The sequence below is a fragment of the Pseudomonas baetica genome (assembly GCF_051216495.1).
Classification (GTDB): Bacteria; Pseudomonadota; Gammaproteobacteria; order Pseudomonadales; family Pseudomonadaceae; genus Aquipseudomonas; species Aquipseudomonas baetica_B.
The window spans coordinates 1-18,975 of the sequence record NZ_JBPKAM010000070.1 but is presented as its reverse complement, the minus strand read 5'-3'; the positions used below and the strand labels follow the sequence as shown (position 1 = coordinate 18,975).

Below are 18,975 nucleotides of genomic sequence, written 5' to 3'. Positions count from 1 at the left end.
TTCTGGCGGGCGTTTTTTCTCAATCTCGATCAACCACTGCCCTCGGTCAATGTAGGAGCGAGCTTGCTCGCGATGAACTCAAGTGCGCCGCGTTGAACCCGTAGACACACGTCATCGTTAACGACCATCGCGAGCATGCTCGCTCCTACAGGAGGTCAGCATTACGGTCCTTCGCTGACTCTGCAAAAGGGATCAATACAAACACCTCTCACAAAGAGTTTGCCCGGCATCACGAGTGCCGTGCGAGTTGCCGTTCGATAGCAAAAATCCGGAAAAACAAATGTCTATCATCAAACGTTGCAAGAAACTTTTTCTATCGGACGCCATGGCCTGGCTGGCCGCCATTGCGGTCGGCGGCATGATCTTCATCACCAACTCGATGCTCGACATGGATGTGGCACCGACGCTGCTTTACATCACCCTGGTGTTCATGTCGGCGAACATCTTTTCCGTTCCCATGTTCATCACCGTCGCGGTCAGTTGCATTGGCTTCCTGACCCTCAGCTTCATTGTCGACGAAGGCTTTCGCGACCAGAAGCAGATCGCCGGTTTCGTGCGCTGCCTGATCGCGTTGACCACCATTTCCTTGCTGGCGCTTCGCAGCAAGCGGGCGAGCGACAGCTTGCGGCGCAAGGAAGCGTTCTTTCTGGGCGCACAGAAACTCAGCCATACCGGCAGCATCGGCCTGATCGTCGACGATCACAGCGTGTCGTGGTCGGATGAGTCGGCACGCATTTTCGAATACCCGCTGGATGTTAAACCGACGCTCGCCATGATCAGGGCACGCACCCATCCCGATGATTTGCACATTGTCGAAAGCGTTTTCGAAAAGGCTGCGCTGCGCGAATGTCTGATCGAAGTGGAACATCGACTGGTGATGCCCGACGGACGCATCAAGTACGTGCAGATGAGCGCCAACCCGCTGTTCAACCATCAAGGGCGGATCGAGTATGTCGGTGCCTTGATCGATGTGACCGCTTCCAGGCAATCCGAAGAAGCGCTGTTTCACTCCCAGGCAAAACTGGCGCACGTCACGCGGGTGACCTCCATGGGCGAACTGGCCGCCTCCATTGCCCACGAAATCAATCAACCGTTGGCCGCGGTGATCACCAGTGGTGAGTCGTGCAAACGCTGGATCAACCGCGAGGAGCCGAATCTCGACGAAGTGCGCCGCTCGCTGGACCGGATCATCCAGAACTCGTGTCGGGCCTCCGAAGTGATCACCTGCATCCGGGCGCTTTCGCGCCAGAGCGATGTACAGCGCAAGACCGAAGTATTCGATGACATCGTCAGTGACTCATTGACCCTCATGCAACATGACACCGCCAATCATCAGGTTCGTCCCTACCTGCAACTGCGCGCTACGGGCGCTTTGGTGAAAGGCGATCGGATTCAACTGCAGCAAGTGATCATCAACCTGATCATCAATGCCTGCCAAGCCATGGCCAACGTGCATGACCGGCCACGAACCCTGCGGATTCTCACCCGGGTACAGGACAACGAGGCCGTGCTCGAAGTCGCCGATGCGGGCACCGGCATTGCCGAAGACATTCTGGCCTCGCTGTTCGATCCGTTTTTCACGACCAAGCACAACGGGCTGGGCATGGGGCTGGCGATCTGTCGCTCCATTATCGAATTCCATGGCGGTCGCATCTGGGTCAGCAGCACGGTGGACGTCGGCACGCAGTTCTTTTTTGCGATCCCGCTGACTGTACCGATACACGACGAATAACCTTCCACACCTGACGACGCCATGCGGCGACTTGGAGACCGAGCAGTGTCCGACAATGATATGAGCATCAAACCTGACCATGCCCACGCTGAGCAGGCTCCGCCGCGCACCATTGTCTTCGTGGCCTACCCGCAAATGGGCTTGCTGGACCTGACAGGTGCCCAAACGGTGTTCTATGCCGCGAACCGTGGCCTGGTAGAGCGCGGTTTGCCAGGCTATGCCCTGCACACCGCCAGCATGGACGGGGGACCGGTCGCGACGGCCGAGGGCCTGGTGGTGCAAACCCGGCGCTTGGGCGAGTTTGCCGCGAACCCCATCGATACGGTGATCGCCCCCGGCTCCCCGAACATTCGCCAGGCCATGGCCGACAACGTTCCGCTGGTGGACTGGTTGCGCGTCGCCTCGACCTCGACCCGACGCATGGCGTCGGTGTGCAGCGGCACCTTTTTGCTGGCACAGGCCGGTTTGCTCGATGGCCTGCGCGTGGCGACCCACTGGGTGATGGCCGATTTGTTCGAGGAACTGTTCCCGCAGATCGAACTCGATCGCGAGGCCATTTTCGTGCAGCAGCAATCGGTGTGGACCTCGGCCGGCATCAGTGCCGGGATCGATCTGGCCCTGGCGCTGGTCGAGGCCGACTGCGGACGCGACATGGCGATGCAGGTCGCCCGGCGAATGGTGGTGTACTACCGGCGTCCGGACAATCAGGACCAATGGAGCCCGCTGTTGCAATCGCAGTGTCCGGTGGGTGCCTAACCGGAAACGATGATTATCCTGTGATGAGGGGCGGTGCCAGTTTCGCTGACCTCTCACTACAAAAATCCTGGGTCACAGACTAACCACTAGCGCAACACCCCAATCGCCCGCCGATACTTCTCGACCCGCTCCAGATCGTCCCAACTCGGCTGGGCAATCCGCGACAGATCGCTGTTCTCCTCCAGATCCGCCAGTTTCACCACCCGGCCAATCGGGTTCTGCGAGACGCGCTCAATGAATGCCTCATAGGCTTCGGCCGGCCTTTTGGTCAGTGATTCGATGGCCGTCAGCACCGTCTCGCTGAATCCCTCCTCACGCAATTCATCAAGGCTGATGTCGCAGTCCTCGACCACGTCATGCAGCACCGCGACGATCCGCTCTTCCTGCGTGGTGACTTTCAGCATCACCCTGAGCGCATGCAGGATGTACGGCGCGCCGCCCTTGTCCACCTGCCCCTCGTGGGCACCGGCCGCGATGGCGATGGCATGTTCCAGTGTTTGGGTCATGTCGGTTCTCCCTGATTTGAAGCCGCGCTTGAAATGCCTTGGATACGTCACAGCGTGGCACTGTTTCCCGGTTGTTACCTTAGCGTAGATATTGTCGCTTCTGCGCCGAACGGGGATAAATCCCCTCGCCACAATGACCATGCATGATCCTGAATACCGGTGCTTACCCGGTTAAAGATTTGCGGTGATCGAGTAGCGAACACTTCAAATAGGTCACATGCAGTGACTGGATAGCAGGCAATAAAAAACCGCATCTCTGCGGTTTTTCATTGCCTGGCTTGATCAACGGGAAGCCGCTGTTCAGTGCGCTTTTTTGGATCCCGGTGTGCCAGCCTTGCTCAAACCTTTCGCGTCGTGGTCGCCCGGCTTCGAGGCCGAAATGGCACGGGCCTTGTCGATACCGCGGGTTTCCTTGGAATGGGCGATACCGGACGTCGTCGTGCCACGTCCATTGTCATCATTGCGCTCACTGCCATAGTGATTGCCGCTGACGCCGTGGTTGCGAGTAGCGTTGCCGGCGTGATTGCTGGCCAGTCCTTTGCCATGACCATTGCTGGTGGAATTGCCGGCATGATCCGAGCCGTTGCGACCGCCGCCTACACCGGCACCATGGCCGGCACCATGGCCGCCGCCATTTCCGCCGCTGTTTCCGCCACCGTGCCCGCCGCCATTGCCACCGCCGTTTCCACCACCACCACCACCACCACCACCACCTTCTTTGGCGTGTGCGGCGTTGATAATGGACAGGTCAGCAGGCAGTAAGGGAGCGGCTGCGAGCATCAGGGCGCAGGACAGGACAGCGGCGAGACTCTTGTTGTTTAAAAGCATGATTGCTTCCGTAGAATTGATTTCGCGTGATGTATGACGCGTTAATCTCCCTACAGTTCAAAGGCTGGCGACGGACGGAAAGGCCGACGCTTAAAGGGCCGAAGGGAATACCATGAGCATCCCCTCGCCCCTCGAACGTCAGTGAAAAGCCCCGTTGAGCACTTCATAAATGAGCCCGGTGGCGAGCGCGACCAGAATCAAGTCCGTGCCCGCCTGCTGCCATTCATAGCCGTCATAATGCGGCAACTTGCCGATCAACCGACCATCGAGCTTTTTGGCAATCCCCGGCGGCAACGGTTTGCCCCGGGCGAGGTTCTTTTGAATGCCGGGTGGCAACGCCGGGCCGGGAGTCCAATAGCCACGATAGTCGCCGACAATCCCAAGAACGCTGGCGTGATTGATGCTCGGACCATGGTCCCAATCGCCGCCTCCTGACTTTTTACCCTTGTTGCCATGCCCACCCTGGTTGCCGTGGTCCTGGACATTTTGCGGGTTTCCCTTGGCGTTTCCCTGGCCCTTTCCATTACCGGGATCAGCCCATGCGATCACTGGGCCGATGACCAACGCGAGGCATGTAACAGCTGCGATCAATGAGCGGGATCTGTGCATGAGTCGTTCCTTCAAGGCAGGCCAATTGCTGTGAACTTTAGACGTTATTGAGGGGGTTGGTTCCTTCCTGGCAGGAATCGGCACCGACGCAGCCCTCATGGCGATTGGAGTCTTTATGGCGCCAGGATGGTGAGCCAAGGCCAGCGCGCCTGATAACTTTTCGCCTTCTGAACGAACAAGTCCGGCTGCGGGTTTTTCGGGTTGATGCGAAGGATTCCCTGTTCCGTGTCCACTAAGCCATTGGGCGCATAGACTTCGCCCGAATCGACATCCAAACCGATGCAGGTACCGGCCACCAGATAACGGTCGATCCCGTCTTTAGTTGACTGAAGCGCTGGATACGGCTTGCCAAAGCGCTGACCGTACCAGAGATGAACACGAGCCTGATTCCTGATCTCGACATGCACCTCAAGGTCCTGGAACAGGCACTCGACCGAACGAATCACTGCATCCTCGGCTTCCCAGGACAGGTCCGTATCGAAGTAGAAAACGTCGTAGTCCTTGATACCCCGCTCGGGAGGCAGGCCTGACTGATGATTCCACACGGCCTGGAACAGGCAGCCGGCGGTGAGCATGCATTGATTCAGGCCGAGGGATGGCAGGCGGGAGGTGATTTGCGCGTTGATCGGGTTGGTCATTGCGATCCTGACCAATTCCTCGGTAGTCAACGTCATATTCGCTCCTTGAAACGCGTATTAAACCCGCATCCAGCGGGACGATACTTTGCAATGTCTGTAGGAGCCGGCTCGCTGGCGATAACGGCGTCCCAGGCACCATCGGTGGTGTTTGACACACCGCCATCGCCAGCAAGCCGGCTCCTACAGGTTTGCGGCGGTTACTTTTTCTATCAGAAGTTGGCTGGGGTGTTGGCGCTGATGATTTCCGCCTCATCCTGCCCGATGTTGCGAAACCGGTGCGGCAACGTCGTCGGGAAGTAATAGCCGTCCCCGGCATTCAGCACACTGACCTGCCCATCAACGGTGAGCTCGACCGTGCCACGGGTCACCAGACCGCACTCCTCGCCTTCGGAGTGCACGATCGGCTCTTCCCCGGAGCTGGCACCCGGTGCGTATTGCTCGCGCAACAAACGCATTTGCCGGCTCGGGACGGAGGCGCCGATCAGCAGCAGGCGCAGGCCGTGGCGGCCGAGGTCCGGTTGTTCGTTGGCGCGGAAGACGTATTGGTGTTCACGCGGCGGCTGGTCGAAGGTAAAGAAGTCCGCCAGGGACATGGGGATGCCTTCGAGCAGTTTTTTCAGGGAACTGACCGAGGGGCTGACGCGATTCTGTTCGATCAGCGAGATGGTGGCATTGGTGACGCCGCTACGCCGGGCCAGCTCGCGCTGGGACAGTTTGTAGCTTTCGCGTACTAATTTGAGTCGTGAGCCCGTATCCATGACAGCCTTATGTGCCAACCCGTAGGAGCGAATCTGATCTTTAACATTGATGTCGGCTGAACCGGCGCCATCGCGAGCAAGCTCGCTCCTACAGTAATTATGGAAGGGTGGATCGCAGGCGCGGATAACGCCGTTTTCCGGTCCCGGAATCGTGAAAGGCGGCTATTAAATCACGTTTGAGGGTGTTGCAAAGCAGCTTCGATAAACGGTGAAAAAAAACAGCCCGCGGATGGCGATTTCGGCCATGGCGCAAATCCTGTGGGAGCGGGCTTGCCCGCGATGGCGGTGTGTCAGGCGACTTAAATGCTGTCTGATCTGGCGCTATCGCTGGCAAGCCAGCTCCCACAGGTTATTCAGTGTTCATGCCGTCGGTGACAGGTAAAAAAAGCCGGCGATGCCTTTTGGGGCCATCGCCGGCGAGGTAACGCTTAGATCCCGAAACGATCGCGCAGCGAGTAATACACGGCGCCCATGGCGGTGAGCGGCGCGGAGAACGTGCGTCCGCCGATCATCGGCATGTGTGGCAAGGACGCAAACGCGTTGAAGCGCTCGGCATCGCCACGGATCATTTCCGCTATCAGTTTGCCAGCCAGGTGCGAGCAGGTGACGCCGTGGCCGCTGTAGCCCTGCATGTAGTAGGCATTCTTCTCGATCCGGCCGAATTGCGGCATGCGCGACATGGTCAGCAGGAAATTGCCGGTCCAGCGGTAGTCGATCTTCACGTCCTTCAACTGCGGGAAGGTCTTGAGGATTTTCGGACGGATCAGTTGTTCGATGTCATTCGGCTCACGGGCGCCGTAGACCACGCCACCGCCGTAGAGCAAGCGGTTGTCGGCGGTCAGGCGGAAGTAGTCGAGCAGGTAGTTGCAGTCTTCGACGCAGTAGTTGTTGGTGATCAGGCTCCTGGCCTGTTTTTCCGTCAACGGCTCGGTGACGACGATCTGCGAACCGCACGGCATGCTTTTGCTGGTGACGCGATTGTCCAGGCCTTGCGGCAGGTAGGCATTACCGGCGATCAGCAGGTACTTGGCCCGCACCACACCCTTGGCGGTGCGCACGACGTTCGGTTCGCCATAGGTGATTTCCACCGCCGCCGATTGCTCGAAAATCTTGCCGCCCAGGCCGATGATCGCCGAGGCTTCGCCCAGCGCCAGGTTCAGCGGGTGAATGTGCCCGCCTTGCATGTCCAGCAGGCCGCCGACGTAGTTGTCGCAACCCACTTCGCGCTTGATGTCCGATTCGCTGAGCAGGGTCAGGTTCTTGTTGCCGTAGCGTTCCCAGGTTTTCTTCTGCTCGGCCAGACCCTTGAACTGCTTCTTGTTCAACGCGGCGAAGATGCCGCCCGGACGGTAGTCGCACTGGATGTCGTAGTGCTGTATGCGCTGGCGAATGATGTCGGCGCCTTCGAAGATCATGCTGCCGAGCACTTCGGCGGTCTTATCGCCATAACGCTCTTCGATAACATCAACGTCACGGCTGTAGGAGTTGACCAGTTGGCCGCCGTTGCGACCGCTGGCGCCGAAGCCGACCTTGGCCGCCTCCAGCACGGTGACGCTGTAGCCGGCTTCGGCGAGGAACAGGGCCGAAGACAGACCGGTATAGCCCGCGCCGATGACGCAGACGTCGCATTCCACCAACTCTTCCAACACCGGGAAGTCGCCGGTGAAGTTGCGGGTGGCAGCGTAGTAGCTGTTTACATGCTGTTGATTTGAAGAGGCTTGTTTCATAGGTTTCTCCGATGGTCGCCAGCGCAACTGGCGACCGCCGCTTTATTGTTGTTAGAGCTTGATCCAGGTCGCTTTGAGTTCGGTGTACTTGTCGAACGCATGCAGCGATTTGTCGCGGCCATTACCCGATTGCTTGAAGCCACCGAACGGTGCGGTCATGTCGCCGCCGTCGTACTGGTTGACCCACACGCTGCCGGCGCGCAGGCCACGGGCGAAGGTATGGGCCTTGCTCAGGTTGCTGGTCCAGACGCCTGCGGCCAGACCGTAGATGCTGTCGTTGGCGATCGCCAGGGCTTCTTCGGCGGTGTCGAAGGTGATGACCGACAGCACCGGGCCGAAGATTTCTTCCTGGGCGATGGTCATGGCATTGGTCACACCGTCGAAAATCGTTGGCTCGACGTACTGGCCACCGGTCTCTTCAAGCGTGCGGCTACCGCCGGCGATCAGTTGAGCACCCTGCTCCTTGCCAATGCCGATGTAGCGCAGCACGTTGTCCAGTTGACGCTGGTCGACGACCGCGCCCACGGTGGTTGCAGGATCGAGCGCGTGCCCCGGTTTCCACGCTTGCAGCGCTTCGACCAACAGAGGCATGAACTGCTCGTGAACCGAACGCTCGATCAGCAAGCGCGAACCGGCGGTGCAGACTTCACCTTGGTTGAAGGCAATGGCGCCAGCCGCGGCCTGCGCCGCGGCGCGCAGATCCGGTGCGTCGGCGAACACCACGTTCGCGCTTTTGCCACCGGCTTCGGCCCATACGCGTTTCATGTTGCTCTGGCCGGCGTAGATCATCAGTTGCTTGGCAATCGCGGTGGAGCCGGTGAAGGCCAGCACGTCGACGTCCATGTGCAGCGCCAAGGCCTTGCCGACGGTGTGACCGTAGCCTGGCAGCACGTTGAACACGCCTTTTGGAATGCCGGCTTCCAGCGCAAGTTGCGCGATACGGATCGCGGTCAGCGGCGACTTTTCCGAAGGCTTGAGAATGAACGAGTTACCTGCCGCCAGCGCCGGGGCGAATTTCCAGCTGGCCATGATCAGCGGGAAGTTCCACGGCACGATGGCCGCGACCACGCCTGTCGGCTCGCGGGTCACCAGACCCAGTTGATCGTGGGGCGTGGCGGCGACTTCGTCGTAAATCTTGTCGATGGCTTCGGCGGTCCAGCGGATCGCGTTGGCGGTCGCCGGGATGTCGATGCCCATGGAGTCGCTGATGGGCTTGCCCATGTCCAGGGTTTCCAGCAGCGCCAGTTCTTCGCGGTTTTCCAGGATCAGATCGGCGAAGCGGATCAGGATGCGCTTGCGCTCGACCGGGGCCAGTTTGGCCCAGACGCCGGATTCGAAGGTGCGGCGTGCTACGGCGACGGCGACATTGGCATCGGCTTCGTCGGTGCTGGCGACATTGGCCAGGAAGCGGCCGTCCACCGGGCTGACGCATTCGAACGTGGCGCCGCTGGCGGCCGCGCGGTATTGACCGTCGATGAAGGCACGGCTTTCGATGGTGAGGGACTGGAAGCGTTGTTCCCAGTCGCTGCGGGTGATTGTCATGGTAGTGACTCGACGCAGGGAATTGAGTGATCGTTGGACGAATGCCCGCCCAATCAAAAAAATGAAACGCGGTCCCTGTGGGAGCTGGCTTGCCAGCGATAGCGGTAGATCAGACGCAAGCAATGTCGACTGTGACGACGCCATCGCTGGCAAGCCAGCTCCCACAGGTTTGGCGGCGTACACAAATCTTGTGTATGCCGCCAACGCCGTTAAACGGTATGCAAGTACCAGTTGTACTCAAGGTCCGAGATGGAGTTTTCGAACTCGGCCAATTCGCTTTCCTTGCACGCCACGAACACGTCGATGTACATCGGGTCGATGTATTTGGCCATGACCTCGCTGTCGTCCAGCTCACGCAGAGCATCGCGCAGGTTGTTCGGCAGGCTTTGCTCGTTTTGCTCGTAGCTGTTGCCTTCCACCGGGGCGCCCGGCTCGATCTGATTGGTCAGGCCGTGGTGCACACCGGCCAGGACCGACGCCAGCAGCAGGTACGGGTTGGCGTCGGCACCGGCAACGCGGTGCTCGATGCGCACGGCGTCCGGTGAACCGGTCGGCACGCGCACCGCAACGGTACGGTTGTCGATGCCCCAGCTCGGCGAGTTCGGCACGTAGAACTGGGCGCCGAAACGACGGTAGGAGTTGACGTTCGGGCAGAGGAACGCCATCTGCGCCGGCAGGGTCTCGAGCACACCGCCGATCGCGTGACGCAGCGCGGCGTTCTGCTCGGGATCCTCGCTGGCAAAGATGTTTTTGCCTTCCTTGTCGAGTACCGAAATGTGCACATGCAGACCGTTACCCGCCTGACCTGGATACGGCTTGGCCATGAAGGTGGTGTCCATCTCGTGGTCGTAGGCGATGTTCTTCACCAGACGCTTGAGCAACACGGCGTAGTCGCAAGCCTTTATAGGGTCGGCCACGTGGTGCAGGTTCACTTCAAACTGCGCCGGGGCACTTTCCTTGACGATGGCGTCGGCCGGGATGCCCTGCTCTTTCGCGCCTTCGAGGATGTCTTGCAGGCAGTCGACGTATTCGTCGAGGTCGTCGATCAGGTAGACCTGGGTCGACATCGGACGCTTGCCTGACACCGGCGAACGTGGCGATTGCGGACGACCGTTCACGTTGTCCTGGTCGATCAGGTAGAACTCCAGTTCGAACGCGGCGCAGATGGTCAGGCCCAGGTCGTCGAACTTGCGCACGATATTGGCCAGTACCTCACGCGGGTCGGCGAAGAACGGCTCGCCTTCCAGTTCGTGCATGGTCATCAGCAGTTGCGCGGTCGGGCGCTTCTGCCAGGGCTCGATGCTCAGGGTGCCGGGGATCGGGTAGCAGATCCGGTCGGAATCGCCGATGTCCAGGCCCAGGCCGGTGCTTTCCACCGTTGAACCATTGATATCCAGAGCAAAAAGCGAGGCCGGCAGGTTAATGCCCTTTTCGTAAACCTTGTGGAGACTGGTGCGCTCGATGCGCTTGCCGCGCACCACACCGTTCATATCCGCAATCAGAAGGTCGACGTACAAAACCTCAGGATGTTTCTTAAGGAATGCGTTTGCTTCGTTGAGTTGAACGGCACGCGAGGGGACCGACATGATGCACCTATTTTTTACTGTTAATTATTATGTTCACCGCCCTTTCACGCAGCCAGTCAATCCGAAAGGCAATGTTAAGTCAATAGTTAACACTCAGCCGCTCAGCGTTTATTTTTTGGCCTTTTAAAGGTACCCGTGTACCAAAATTCTTATCAACCACACGTAACCCCTGAAGATCAGACGTTCGGCGTTTAGAATTTTTGACGCGGGAGTTGTTAATTAAAATCAACGAGGCTAAGCTCCGGAAAAGCTCGTTCAAGTGTCAAACTTCGAGGTGATAAAAATGGCATTCAAGCCATTGATCGGCGTTACTGCGTGCGTCAAACAGATTGGCCTGCACCCCTACCATGTCAGCGGCGACAAGTATTTGCGCGCCGTCAGCGTTGCGGCACTGGGGCTGCCTGTCGTCATTCCTTCCCTGGCTGAACTGACCGAAATCGATGACCTGCTGCCGCAGCTCGACGGTCTGTTGCTGACCGGCTCGCCATCGAACGTGGAGCCCTTCCACTATCAAGGCCCCGACAGCGCTCCCGGCACCGAACACGATCCCCAGCGGGATCGCACTACCCTTCCCCTGATTCGCGCGGCCATCGCCGCCGGCGTGCCGGTGCTCGGCATCTGCCGTGGCTTCCAGGAGATGAATGTGGCGTTCGGTGGCAGCCTGCACCAGAAAGTCCATGAACTGCCTGGCTTCCTCGATCATCGCGAAGCCAACCATCCGGACCTGGCCGTGCAATACGCTCCCGCCCATGCGGTGAAGGTGCAGCCCGGCGGTGTCTTCCAGGCGCTGGACCTGCCCGCGGAATTCCAGGTCAATTCGATTCACAGCCAGGGCATCGACCGACTCGCTCCGGGCCTGCGTGCCGAAGCCGTCGCACCTGATGGCTTGATCGAGGCGGTCTCGGTGGAGAACAGCCAGACCTTCGCCCTCGGCGTGCAGTGGCACCCGGAATGGCAGGTGCTGGACAACCCGCCCTACCTGAGCATTTTCCAGGCGTTCGGTGAAGCGTGCCGGCAACGGGCGGCGCTGCGCAATTCGCGCTGACGATCTGAACCTCACTTTCAACGATTAACTGCCCCCATGAACGGGCAGGCGGGCCGGTGCGCGCCTCTCGTTCGTGAAAACAACAAACCGCAATAACAACAAGTACGACCAGGCAGCCAGGATGGCGGCGCCGAATAAACCCGAACGGAATGGGTCGGGGAGTCGAACGCGATCTCCCTGTGGGAGCGAGCCTGCTCGCGAATGCAATGTGTCATGCGACATCCATGTTGACTGAACCACCGCTTTCGCGAGCAGGCTCGCTCCCACAGGGGATCGCCGCTGGACTCACTGGCACCGCAAGACTCGGGTTTGCAATCAACTATTAAGTCGGGCCGTGTTGGCCTGGCGACTGAAACCTGTTGGGAGTTTCACATGGCAAACGCCTCCAGCATCTACAGGAAGGCCCTCGAAGGTCACCAGGCACCGAAAAAGGTGTTGGTGAAAGTCGATCGCGTCACCAAGAAATTCGACGAAACCACCGCCGTGGACGATGTGTCCCTGGAAATCCATCAGGGCGAAATCTTCGCCCTGCTCGGTGGCTCCGGTTCCGGTAAATCGACGCTGCTGCGCATGCTCGCCGGCTTCGAGCGCCCGACCGAAGGCCGGATCCTGCTCGATGGCGTGGACATCACCGACATGCCGCCGTACGAGCGGCCGATCAACATGATGTTCCAGTCCTATGCCTTGTTTCCACACATGACCGTGGCGCAGAACATCGCCTTCGGCCTCAAGCAGGACCGTTTGCCAGCCGCCGAAATCGACGCCCGCGTGCAAGAGATGCTGCGCCTGGTGCACATGACCCAATACGCCAAGCGCAAACCCCATCAGCTGTCTGGCGGCCAGCGTCAGCGCGTGGCCCTGGCCCGCTCCCTGGCCAAGCGTCCGAAGCTGCTGTTGCTCGACGAACCGATGGGCGCCCTGGACAAAAAGCTGCGTTCGCAAATGCAGCTGGAACTGGTGGAGATCATCGAGCGCGTTGGCGTGACCTGCGTGATGGTGACCCACGACCAGGAAGAGGCCATGACCATGGCCCAGCGCATCGCCATCATGCACCTGGGTTGGATCGCCCAGATCGGCAGCCCTGTGGATGTGTACTAAGCACCGGTCAGCCGCATGGTTTGCGAGTTCATCGGCAACGTGAACGCTTTCGAAGGCACGGTGGTGGAAGACCTGGAAGGTCACGCGATCATCCACAGCCCGGACCTGGATCAGAAGATCTACGTCGGCCACGGTGTCAGCACCTCGGTGCAGGACAAGTCGATCACCTACGCGATCCGCCCGGAAAAACTGCTGGTCAGCACCACCAAGCCGGACACCCGTTACAACTGGTCCAGCGGCAAGGTGCATGACATCGCCTACCTCGGCGGCCACTCGGTGTTCTACGTCGAACTGCCTGGCGGTAAGGTCGTGCAGTCGTTCATGGCCAACGCCGAACGCCGTGGTGCGCGTCCGACCTGGGACGATCAGGTCTACGTGTGGTGGGAAGACGACAGCGGCGTGGTACTGCGCGCATGAAAACCTTCAATCAGCAATTCCTGCGCCTGGTGCCCAGCGGCCGAAAGATTGTCATCGGCATTCCATTCCTGTGGCTGTGCCTGTTCTTCATGCTGCCGTTCTTTCTGGTGATGAAGATCAGCTTTTCCGAAGCGGCCCTGGCCATTCCGCCCTACTCGGAGATCTACACCTACGCCGAGCAGAAATTCAACCTGCTGCTCAACATCGGCAACTACACGCTGCTGGGCGAAGATGAGCTGTATCTGTCGGCGTACCTCGGTTCGTTGAAGGTCGCGTTCTTCAGCACCTTGATGTGCCTGCTCATCGGTTTCCCGATGGCCTATGCCATTACCAAGACCAGCAAGGAAGCGCAAAACGTCCTGATGCTGCTGATCATGATGCCGACCTGGACCGCGATCCTGATCCGTGTCTATGCGTGGATGGGCATCATCAGCAACAACGGTCTGCTCAACGCGTTCCTGATGTGGACCGGGCTGATCGATCACCCGATCGAGATCCTCAACACCAACACCGCCGTCTACATCGGCGTGGTGTATGCGTATCTGCCGTTCATGATCCTGCCGCTCTACGCCAACCTGGTGAAGCACGACGCCAGCCTGCTGGAGGCCGCTTCCGACCTGGGCTCGAGCACGTTCAACAGCTTCTGGAAAATCACCGTGCCGCTGGCCAAGAACGGCATCATCGCCGGTTGCATGCTGGTGTTCATTCCGGTGGTCGGCGAGTTCGTGATTCCGGAACTGCTGGGCGGCCCGGAGACCCTGATGATCGGTCGCGTGCTGTGGCAAGAGTTCTTCAATAACCGCGACTGGCCGGTGGCGTCCGCCCTGGCGGTGGTGATGCTGTTGATCCTGATTGTGCCGATTCTGCTGTTCAACCGCAGCCAGGCCAAAGAGATGGAGGCACGGGGATGAAACGTTTCGGTTTTTCAAAATTGATGCTGGTGCTCGGCCTGTCGTTCATCTACCTGCCGATGCTGATCCTGGTGATCTACTCGTTCAACGCCTCAAAACTGGTGACGGTGTGGGGTGGCTGGTCGTTCAAGTGGTACGCCGGCCTGCTCGACAACTCGCAATTGATGGGCTCGGTGGTGCGCTCGCTGGAAATCGCCTGCTACACGGCCGTCGCGGCGGTAGCACTGGGAACACTGGCTGCGTTTGTGTTGACTCGCGTTACACGCTTCAAGGGTCGCACGCTGTTCGGTGGCCTGGTGACCGCGCCGCTGGTGATGCCTGAGGTGATCACCGGTCTGTCGCTGTTGCTGCTGTTCGTGGCCATGGCGCAACTGATCGGCTGGCCGATGGAGCGCGGCATCGTGACGATCTGGATCGCCCACACCACGTTTTGTGCCGCTTACGTTGCAGTGGTAGTCTCCGCCCGCCTTCGCGAGCTGGACCTGTCCATCGAAGAAGCGGCCATGGACCTGGGTGCCAAGCCGTTCAAAGTGTTCTTCCTGATCACCATCCCGATGATCGCGCCGTCACTGGCGGCCGGCGGCATGATGTCGTTCGCCCTGTCGCTGGATGACCTGGTGCTGGCGAGCTTCGTGTCCGGCCCGGGTTCCACCACCCTGCCGATGGAAGTGTTCTCGGCGGTGCGCCTGGGCGTGAAGCCGGAGATCAACGCCGTGGCCAGCCTGATTCTGCTGGCGGTGTCGATCGTGACTTTCATGGTCTGGTACTTCAGCCGCCGCGCCGAAGCCAGCCGCAAGCGGGCAATTCAGGAAGCGATGGAACAGACCGCGAGCGAATCCTGGCAACAACCGCAACGGACCGCTGCAACCGCCTAGCCCCCCCTGTAGGAGCGAGCATGCTCGCGATGGACGTCAACGATGACGCGGGCTACCTGAATAAACGCGGCGTCCTTGAGTTTTTCGCGAGCATGCTCGCTCCTACAGTGGAGCGCGCAAGCGTTCTAGCTACAGATGTGTGTCGTGTGATTTTGAATAAGAAAAGCTCTTCAGTAAAAAGAATGGAGTTGTACCGATGAAAATGTTTGGCAGGACTCTGCTGACACTGTCCTTAATGGGCGCGATGGCAACTGGCGCCCAAGCCAATGACAAGGTACTGCGCGTCTACAACTGGTCGGATTACATTGCCCCGGACACCGTCAAGAAGTTCGAAGACGAGACCGGGATCCAGGTGACCTACGATGTGTTCGACAGTAACGAAACCCTGGAAGCACGCCTGCTGGCGGGCAAGTCCGGCTACGACATCGTCGTGCCGTCCAACAGCTTCCTGGCCAAGCAGGTCAAGGCCGGTGTCTACCAGACGCTGGACAAGTCCAAGCTGCCGAACTGGAAAAACCTCAACCCGGTGCTGCTGAAGAATGCATCCGCCAGCGACCCGGATAACGGCCATGCCTTCCCGTACATGTGGGGTTCGATCGGCATCGGCTTCAACCCGGACAAGGTCAAGGAAGTGCTCGGCGCCAACGCCCCGACCAACTCCTGGGACTTGCTGTTCAAACCGGAAAACGCGGAAAAACTGAAAGCCTGCGGCATCAGCTTCCTCGACTCGCCCACCGAGATGATCCCGGCCGCCCTGCACTACCTGGGCTACCCGGTGAACGATCAGGACAAGGCGCACATCGCCGAGGCCGAAGCGCTGTTCATGAAGATTCGTCCTTCGGTGGCGTACTTCCATTCCTCGAAATACATCTCCGACCTTGCCAACGGCAATATCTGCGTGGCCGTCGGTTACTCCGGCGACGTGCTGCAGGCCAAGGCCCGCGCCCAGGAAGCCGGGGACAAGGTCAAGATCGACTACAGCATCCCGAAAGAAGGCGCCGGCAGTTTCTACGACATGGTCGCCATCCCGCGCGATGCCGCCAACGTCGAGAACGCTTACCTGTTCATGAACTTCCTGATGCGCCCGGACATCATCGCCGAGATCACCAACAACATCGGCTACAGCAACGCCAACTCCGCGGCCACGCCTCTGGTGGATGAGGCCATTCGCAACGATCCGGGCTCGTATCCGTCGCAGGAAACCATGGCAACCCTGTATGCCATTCCGGACATGCCGATTGGTGTGCAGCGGGTGATGACCCGGGGTTGGACCAAGGTCAAGCTCGGTAAGTAATTCACTTAACACAACTGCTGAATCTGACGCTGCCTTCGCGAGCAGGCTCGCTCCCACAGGGGAATGCATTTCAGTTGTGGGAGCGAGCCTGCTCGCGAAAAGGCCAGCTCATTCAGCGAAGAAATCAAATGTCCCATTTCCGTTCACGCAGCGCCTTACCACCGCTGCACTCGTCTCCGAAGAACGGCCTCACCTGGCTTCCTCGGTTTGGGTGAGTTTGGCGCCTTCGGGCGCCTTTTTTTGTTTCGGCTACGAGCCTCCCAGCGGCCACGAAGCCAGCGGTAGATAGCGGCCCTTGTGAGACTCGAACAAGGCGAAACGATCGGCACGCAGGAAAAACTCCGGCGGTGTGGCGGACTCGGGCACCGGTGCGCGAAAGTCGCGGGCCAGGGTCAGGTGCGGGCGAAACTCGCGAGGTGCATCCTCCTGGGTAAACGGTAACACCGCCTGTTCCAGGTCATACACCAGCCGCAACAACGCCGGTGGCGACTGTTCCGGAGCCAGGACCAAGACCCCTGCCCTGCGCCAGACATCCAGTCGATTCAATACCACGGTCAGACGTTCACCCGAGGTACGCACCGCCGCAGCCGCCGTGCAGATGTCCGCCAACTGCGCCGTCCCCACCGCCCCGAGGAATTTCAGGGTCAGGTGAAAGTTCTCCACCGGCACCGGGCGTCCATTCCTCAGTTGCAAGGCACTGCGCCATTGGGCAATCGCCTTGCGCTGCGCCGGCGCGCAATCGAGGGCAAAAAATAGACGCTTGAATGGTAAGCGGGATTCGTCGCTCATGCCTGGCACCTCCTGACATCCAAGTTATAGTTCATCCAAACGCTTCAACGGGAGGGGCCATGCGAGAGATCATCAGCAAAGAGCCATGGTGGGCCGTGCCACCGAAACCCGGCCAGGATGAGTCGGAGCTGGAATGGGGCTGGCTGGTTCACTACAACGAAGGCGAACCGCGCTTTGAGTTCGTCAGGGAGCGACCGACGGACAGCGAGATCCGCAATCGCAAGAGTTGTCGGATCACCCCTTCACCGGAGTGACCCGGCTTTGGCGGCTCACGCCTTCACGATCATCTCAAAACCGCCAAAAATCATCCGTTGACCATCGAACGGCATTGGATTGACGTCGGGCTGAACCCTCGGATCGGTCATCAATTTCGCCATTCCGGCATCGCGGGTGGCCTTGTCCGGCCAGATAATCCAGGAAAACACCACGGTTTCATCTTCCTTGAGTTTCACGGCCATGGGAAACGACGTTACCTTGCCATCAGGGACGTCGTCGCCCCAGCATTCGGCGAGACTGAGCGCGCCGTTCTCGATGAAAATGGCCGAGGCCTCTTCGGCGTGCTTCCTGAATTTTTCACGGTTGGCGGTAGGGACTGCGATAACAAAGCCATCGACGTAAGACATGGGTGTTCTCCTTGAGCTCACAGGCAACTGCGTTCATGGGTTGATCTGCTGGTTAGTCGATTGGCTCGGCTGCCATTCGACATGACCCGCCTCCAGCCCGACCGGCGGTTGCGCGCTGCTGGCCAAGTTACCCTCGATCTGCCCCGCCATGTACAAGGTCCCGGCCATGACACCGCTGGTCGGGTTCTGCACCAGCTTCATCCAGGCCTTGTCGAAGGTGTTGCCCAGGCTGCTGCGAATCAACGCCTCGCTATCGGGGCGGTCGTTGGCCTGGATAATCGCCCGGACCCCCGCCACACCCACCGAAATCAGGGCTCCGGCCAGTTTCCCCGCGGCCGCGGCCACGGCACTGGCGGCGCCACGGGGCGCCATTTCCGCTTCGATTCTTTTACTGGCACGCTTGGCCACCGGCGCCATGGCGGTGTCGGTCGAATCAATCCCCTTGTCACCACCGGCCTTGTGGATCTTGTCGACCAGCGCGGCGTAGGCCGGCAATGTGTTCAATTGCTCGGCGTACACCACCTGATAGAGCGAAGCATCGCGCGCCGGTGGCGGTCCGAGGGCAATCGCGGGGACTTTCCGGATACGCCCATTGAGCTGGGCTATTGGCACGCCGTGACGCTGGGAAATCTTTTGCAGCGCTTCCTTGAGGATGTCCACGTAGAAGGCAGACGCCAGGCTGAGAATCGCATCCGGATCGATCTCCACCGCCACGGGGGCCAGGACTTTTTCCTGGTACTTCTCCAGCAAATACGCGGCCAGGCGCTTTTCCGAAGCATCCTGCTCGCCCTGGGCGCTGAGGGTGTACCAGCTGACCTTCATCGACAGCCATTCCTGGGTCCAGTAGCTGCTGAACCAGGGAATGAAGTTTTCTTCGGTCAATTGATAGACCCGCGTACGCCAAAAATCCATGGCGCCGCGGGCATAGATTCGGGTCTGCTCGGTGGCCGATTGCGACGCCTCGACAATCTCCCGGTCCACCTGCTGCCAGGTGCTCGGCGAAATCATGACCTGTGGCACTTCCACAGGGGCAGGCGGCGGCGTGACGCATCCCGCCAACACCAGCAGCACGGCGACGATCAGCGAACGCAGGTTCAAGATCGCGGTTCCTTGAAGTCTTCGCCGAACCGGGTGGCCGGCGGTTTAAAGCCCTGAATTGAGTATAGGTGGCGGTGATTGCCCCTTTGGCATTGAGGGTGACCTCAATGCCGTCTTCGCGAGCAGGCTCGCTCCCACAAGGG

At 59.7% G+C, this 18,975-nt stretch carries 18 protein-coding genes and 1 pseudogene; 8 read left to right on the top strand and 11 right to left on the bottom strand.

Features of this window, described 5'->3' with window-relative positions; all coding sequences use genetic code 11:
* Positions 1-280 precede the first annotated feature (280 nt).
* The gene (locus tag ACSFE6_RS21995) at positions 281-1,732 is read left to right on the top strand and encodes a sensor histidine kinase (RefSeq protein ID WP_435429549.1); all 1,452 of its coding nucleotides are present in this window, start codon (positions 281-283) and stop codon (positions 1,730-1,732) included.
* Between the two features lie 45 nt (positions 1,733-1,777).
* Entirely contained in the window at positions 1,778-2,488 is a 711-nt protein-coding gene (locus tag ACSFE6_RS21990; protein ID WP_435429548.1) for an AraC family transcriptional regulator, read from the top strand.
* Between the two features lie 86 nt (positions 2,489-2,574).
* Here the strand turns inward: ACSFE6_RS21990 and ACSFE6_RS21985 are convergent, their stop codons facing one another.
* The 8 genes from ACSFE6_RS21985 to ACSFE6_RS21950 all read right to left on the bottom strand — a co-directional run bounded on the left by ACSFE6_RS21985 (position 2,575) and on the right by ACSFE6_RS21950 (position 10,682).
* A complete protein-coding gene (locus ACSFE6_RS21985) occupies positions 2,575-2,994 on the bottom strand; it encodes an HD domain-containing protein (protein WP_435429547.1) in 420 nt (139 codons plus the stop codon).
* Between the two features lie 300 nt (positions 2,995-3,294).
* Positions 3,295-3,822, bottom strand: a complete 528-nt coding sequence (locus ACSFE6_RS21980) for a hypothetical protein (protein ID WP_435429546.1) — start codon at positions 3,820-3,822, stop codon at positions 3,295-3,297.
* A 138-nt stretch (positions 3,823-3,960) separates the two neighbouring features.
* Positions 3,961-4,431: an anti-virulence regulator CigR family protein gene (locus ACSFE6_RS21975; RefSeq protein WP_435429545.1), complete on the bottom strand. Its 471-nt coding sequence runs from the start codon at positions 4,429-4,431 to the stop codon at positions 3,961-3,963.
* Between the two features lie 113 nt (positions 4,432-4,544).
* Entirely contained in the window at positions 4,545-5,105 is a 561-nt protein-coding gene (locus tag ACSFE6_RS21970; RefSeq protein ID WP_435429544.1) for a nucleotidyltransferase family protein, read from the bottom strand.
* Positions 5,106-5,278: 173 nt separating this feature from the next.
* On the bottom strand, positions 5,279-5,827 hold the full coding sequence (locus ACSFE6_RS21965) for a cupin domain-containing protein (RefSeq protein WP_435429543.1): 549 nt from the start codon (positions 5,825-5,827) through the stop codon (positions 5,279-5,281).
* 428 nt (positions 5,828-6,255) lie between these two features.
* Positions 6,256-7,554 (bottom strand): NAD(P)/FAD-dependent oxidoreductase, encoded by a 1,299-nt coding sequence (locus ACSFE6_RS21960; protein WP_435429542.1) that lies wholly within the window; start codon positions 7,552-7,554, stop codon positions 6,256-6,258.
* A 51-nt stretch (positions 7,555-7,605) separates the two neighbouring features.
* Positions 7,606-9,096 carry an aldehyde dehydrogenase gene (locus tag ACSFE6_RS21955; protein ID WP_435429541.1) on the bottom strand — a complete coding sequence of 497 codons (1,491 nt, stop codon included), beginning with the start codon at positions 9,094-9,096 and terminating at the stop codon, positions 7,606-7,608.
* 209 nt (positions 9,097-9,305) lie between these two features.
* The gene (locus ACSFE6_RS21950; RefSeq protein ID WP_435429540.1) at positions 9,306-10,682 is read right to left on the bottom strand and encodes a glutamine synthetase family protein; all 1,377 of its coding nucleotides are present in this window, start codon (positions 10,680-10,682) and stop codon (positions 9,306-9,308) included.
* Positions 10,683-10,965: 283 nt separating this feature from the next.
* Here ACSFE6_RS21950 and ACSFE6_RS21945 point away from each other — a divergent pair, with 283 nt between their 5' ends.
* From ACSFE6_RS21945 to ACSFE6_RS21925, 5 genes and pseudogenes are all read left to right on the top strand, one after another.
* The gene (locus tag ACSFE6_RS21945) at positions 10,966-11,727 is read left to right on the top strand and encodes a gamma-glutamyl-gamma-aminobutyrate hydrolase family protein (RefSeq protein WP_435429539.1); all 762 of its coding nucleotides are present in this window, start codon (positions 10,966-10,968) and stop codon (positions 11,725-11,727) included.
* 372 nt (positions 11,728-12,099) lie between these two features.
* Positions 12,100-13,242: pseudogene (gene potA / locus ACSFE6_RS21940) on the top strand (polyamine ABC transporter ATP-binding protein).
* 29 nt (positions 13,243-13,271) lie between these two features.
* Entirely contained in the window at positions 13,272-14,153 is an 882-nt protein-coding gene (locus tag ACSFE6_RS21935; protein WP_435429564.1) for an ABC transporter permease subunit, read from the top strand.
* Positions 14,150-15,028: an ABC transporter permease subunit gene (locus ACSFE6_RS21930; protein ID WP_435429538.1), complete on the top strand. Its 879-nt coding sequence runs from the start codon at positions 14,150-14,152 to the stop codon at positions 15,026-15,028. The genes ACSFE6_RS21935 and ACSFE6_RS21930 overlap by 4 nt, the downstream gene beginning before the upstream one ends.
* 196 nt (positions 15,029-15,224) lie before the next feature.
* A complete protein-coding gene (locus tag ACSFE6_RS21925; RefSeq protein WP_435429537.1) occupies positions 15,225-16,322 on the top strand; it encodes a polyamine ABC transporter substrate-binding protein in 1,098 nt (365 codons plus the stop codon).
* A 249-nt stretch (positions 16,323-16,571) separates the two neighbouring features.
* Here the strand turns inward: ACSFE6_RS21925 and thpR are convergent, their stop codons facing one another.
* The gene (thpR, locus tag ACSFE6_RS21920) at positions 16,572-17,111 is read right to left on the bottom strand and encodes an RNA 2',3'-cyclic phosphodiesterase (protein WP_435429536.1); all 540 of its coding nucleotides are present in this window, start codon (positions 17,109-17,111) and stop codon (positions 16,572-16,574) included.
* 59 nt (positions 17,112-17,170) lie between these two features.
* Between thpR and ACSFE6_RS21915 the strand changes: the two genes are divergently transcribed.
* A complete protein-coding gene (locus ACSFE6_RS21915; protein WP_175390801.1) occupies positions 17,171-17,365 on the top strand; it encodes a hypothetical protein in 195 nt (64 codons plus the stop codon).
* Positions 17,366-17,380: 15 nt separating this feature from the next.
* On the opposite strand, the gene ACSFE6_RS21910 is transcribed toward ACSFE6_RS21915, so the two are convergent.
* Positions 17,381-17,734, bottom strand: a complete 354-nt coding sequence (locus ACSFE6_RS21910; RefSeq protein ID WP_435429535.1) for a DUF1428 domain-containing protein — start codon at positions 17,732-17,734, stop codon at positions 17,381-17,383.
* 33 nt (positions 17,735-17,767) lie between these two features.
* Positions 17,768-18,832, bottom strand: coding sequence for a hypothetical protein (locus ACSFE6_RS21905; RefSeq protein ID WP_435429534.1), 1,065 nt, complete (start codon positions 18,830-18,832; stop codon positions 17,768-17,770).
* Positions 18,833-18,975 lie beyond the last annotated feature (143 nt).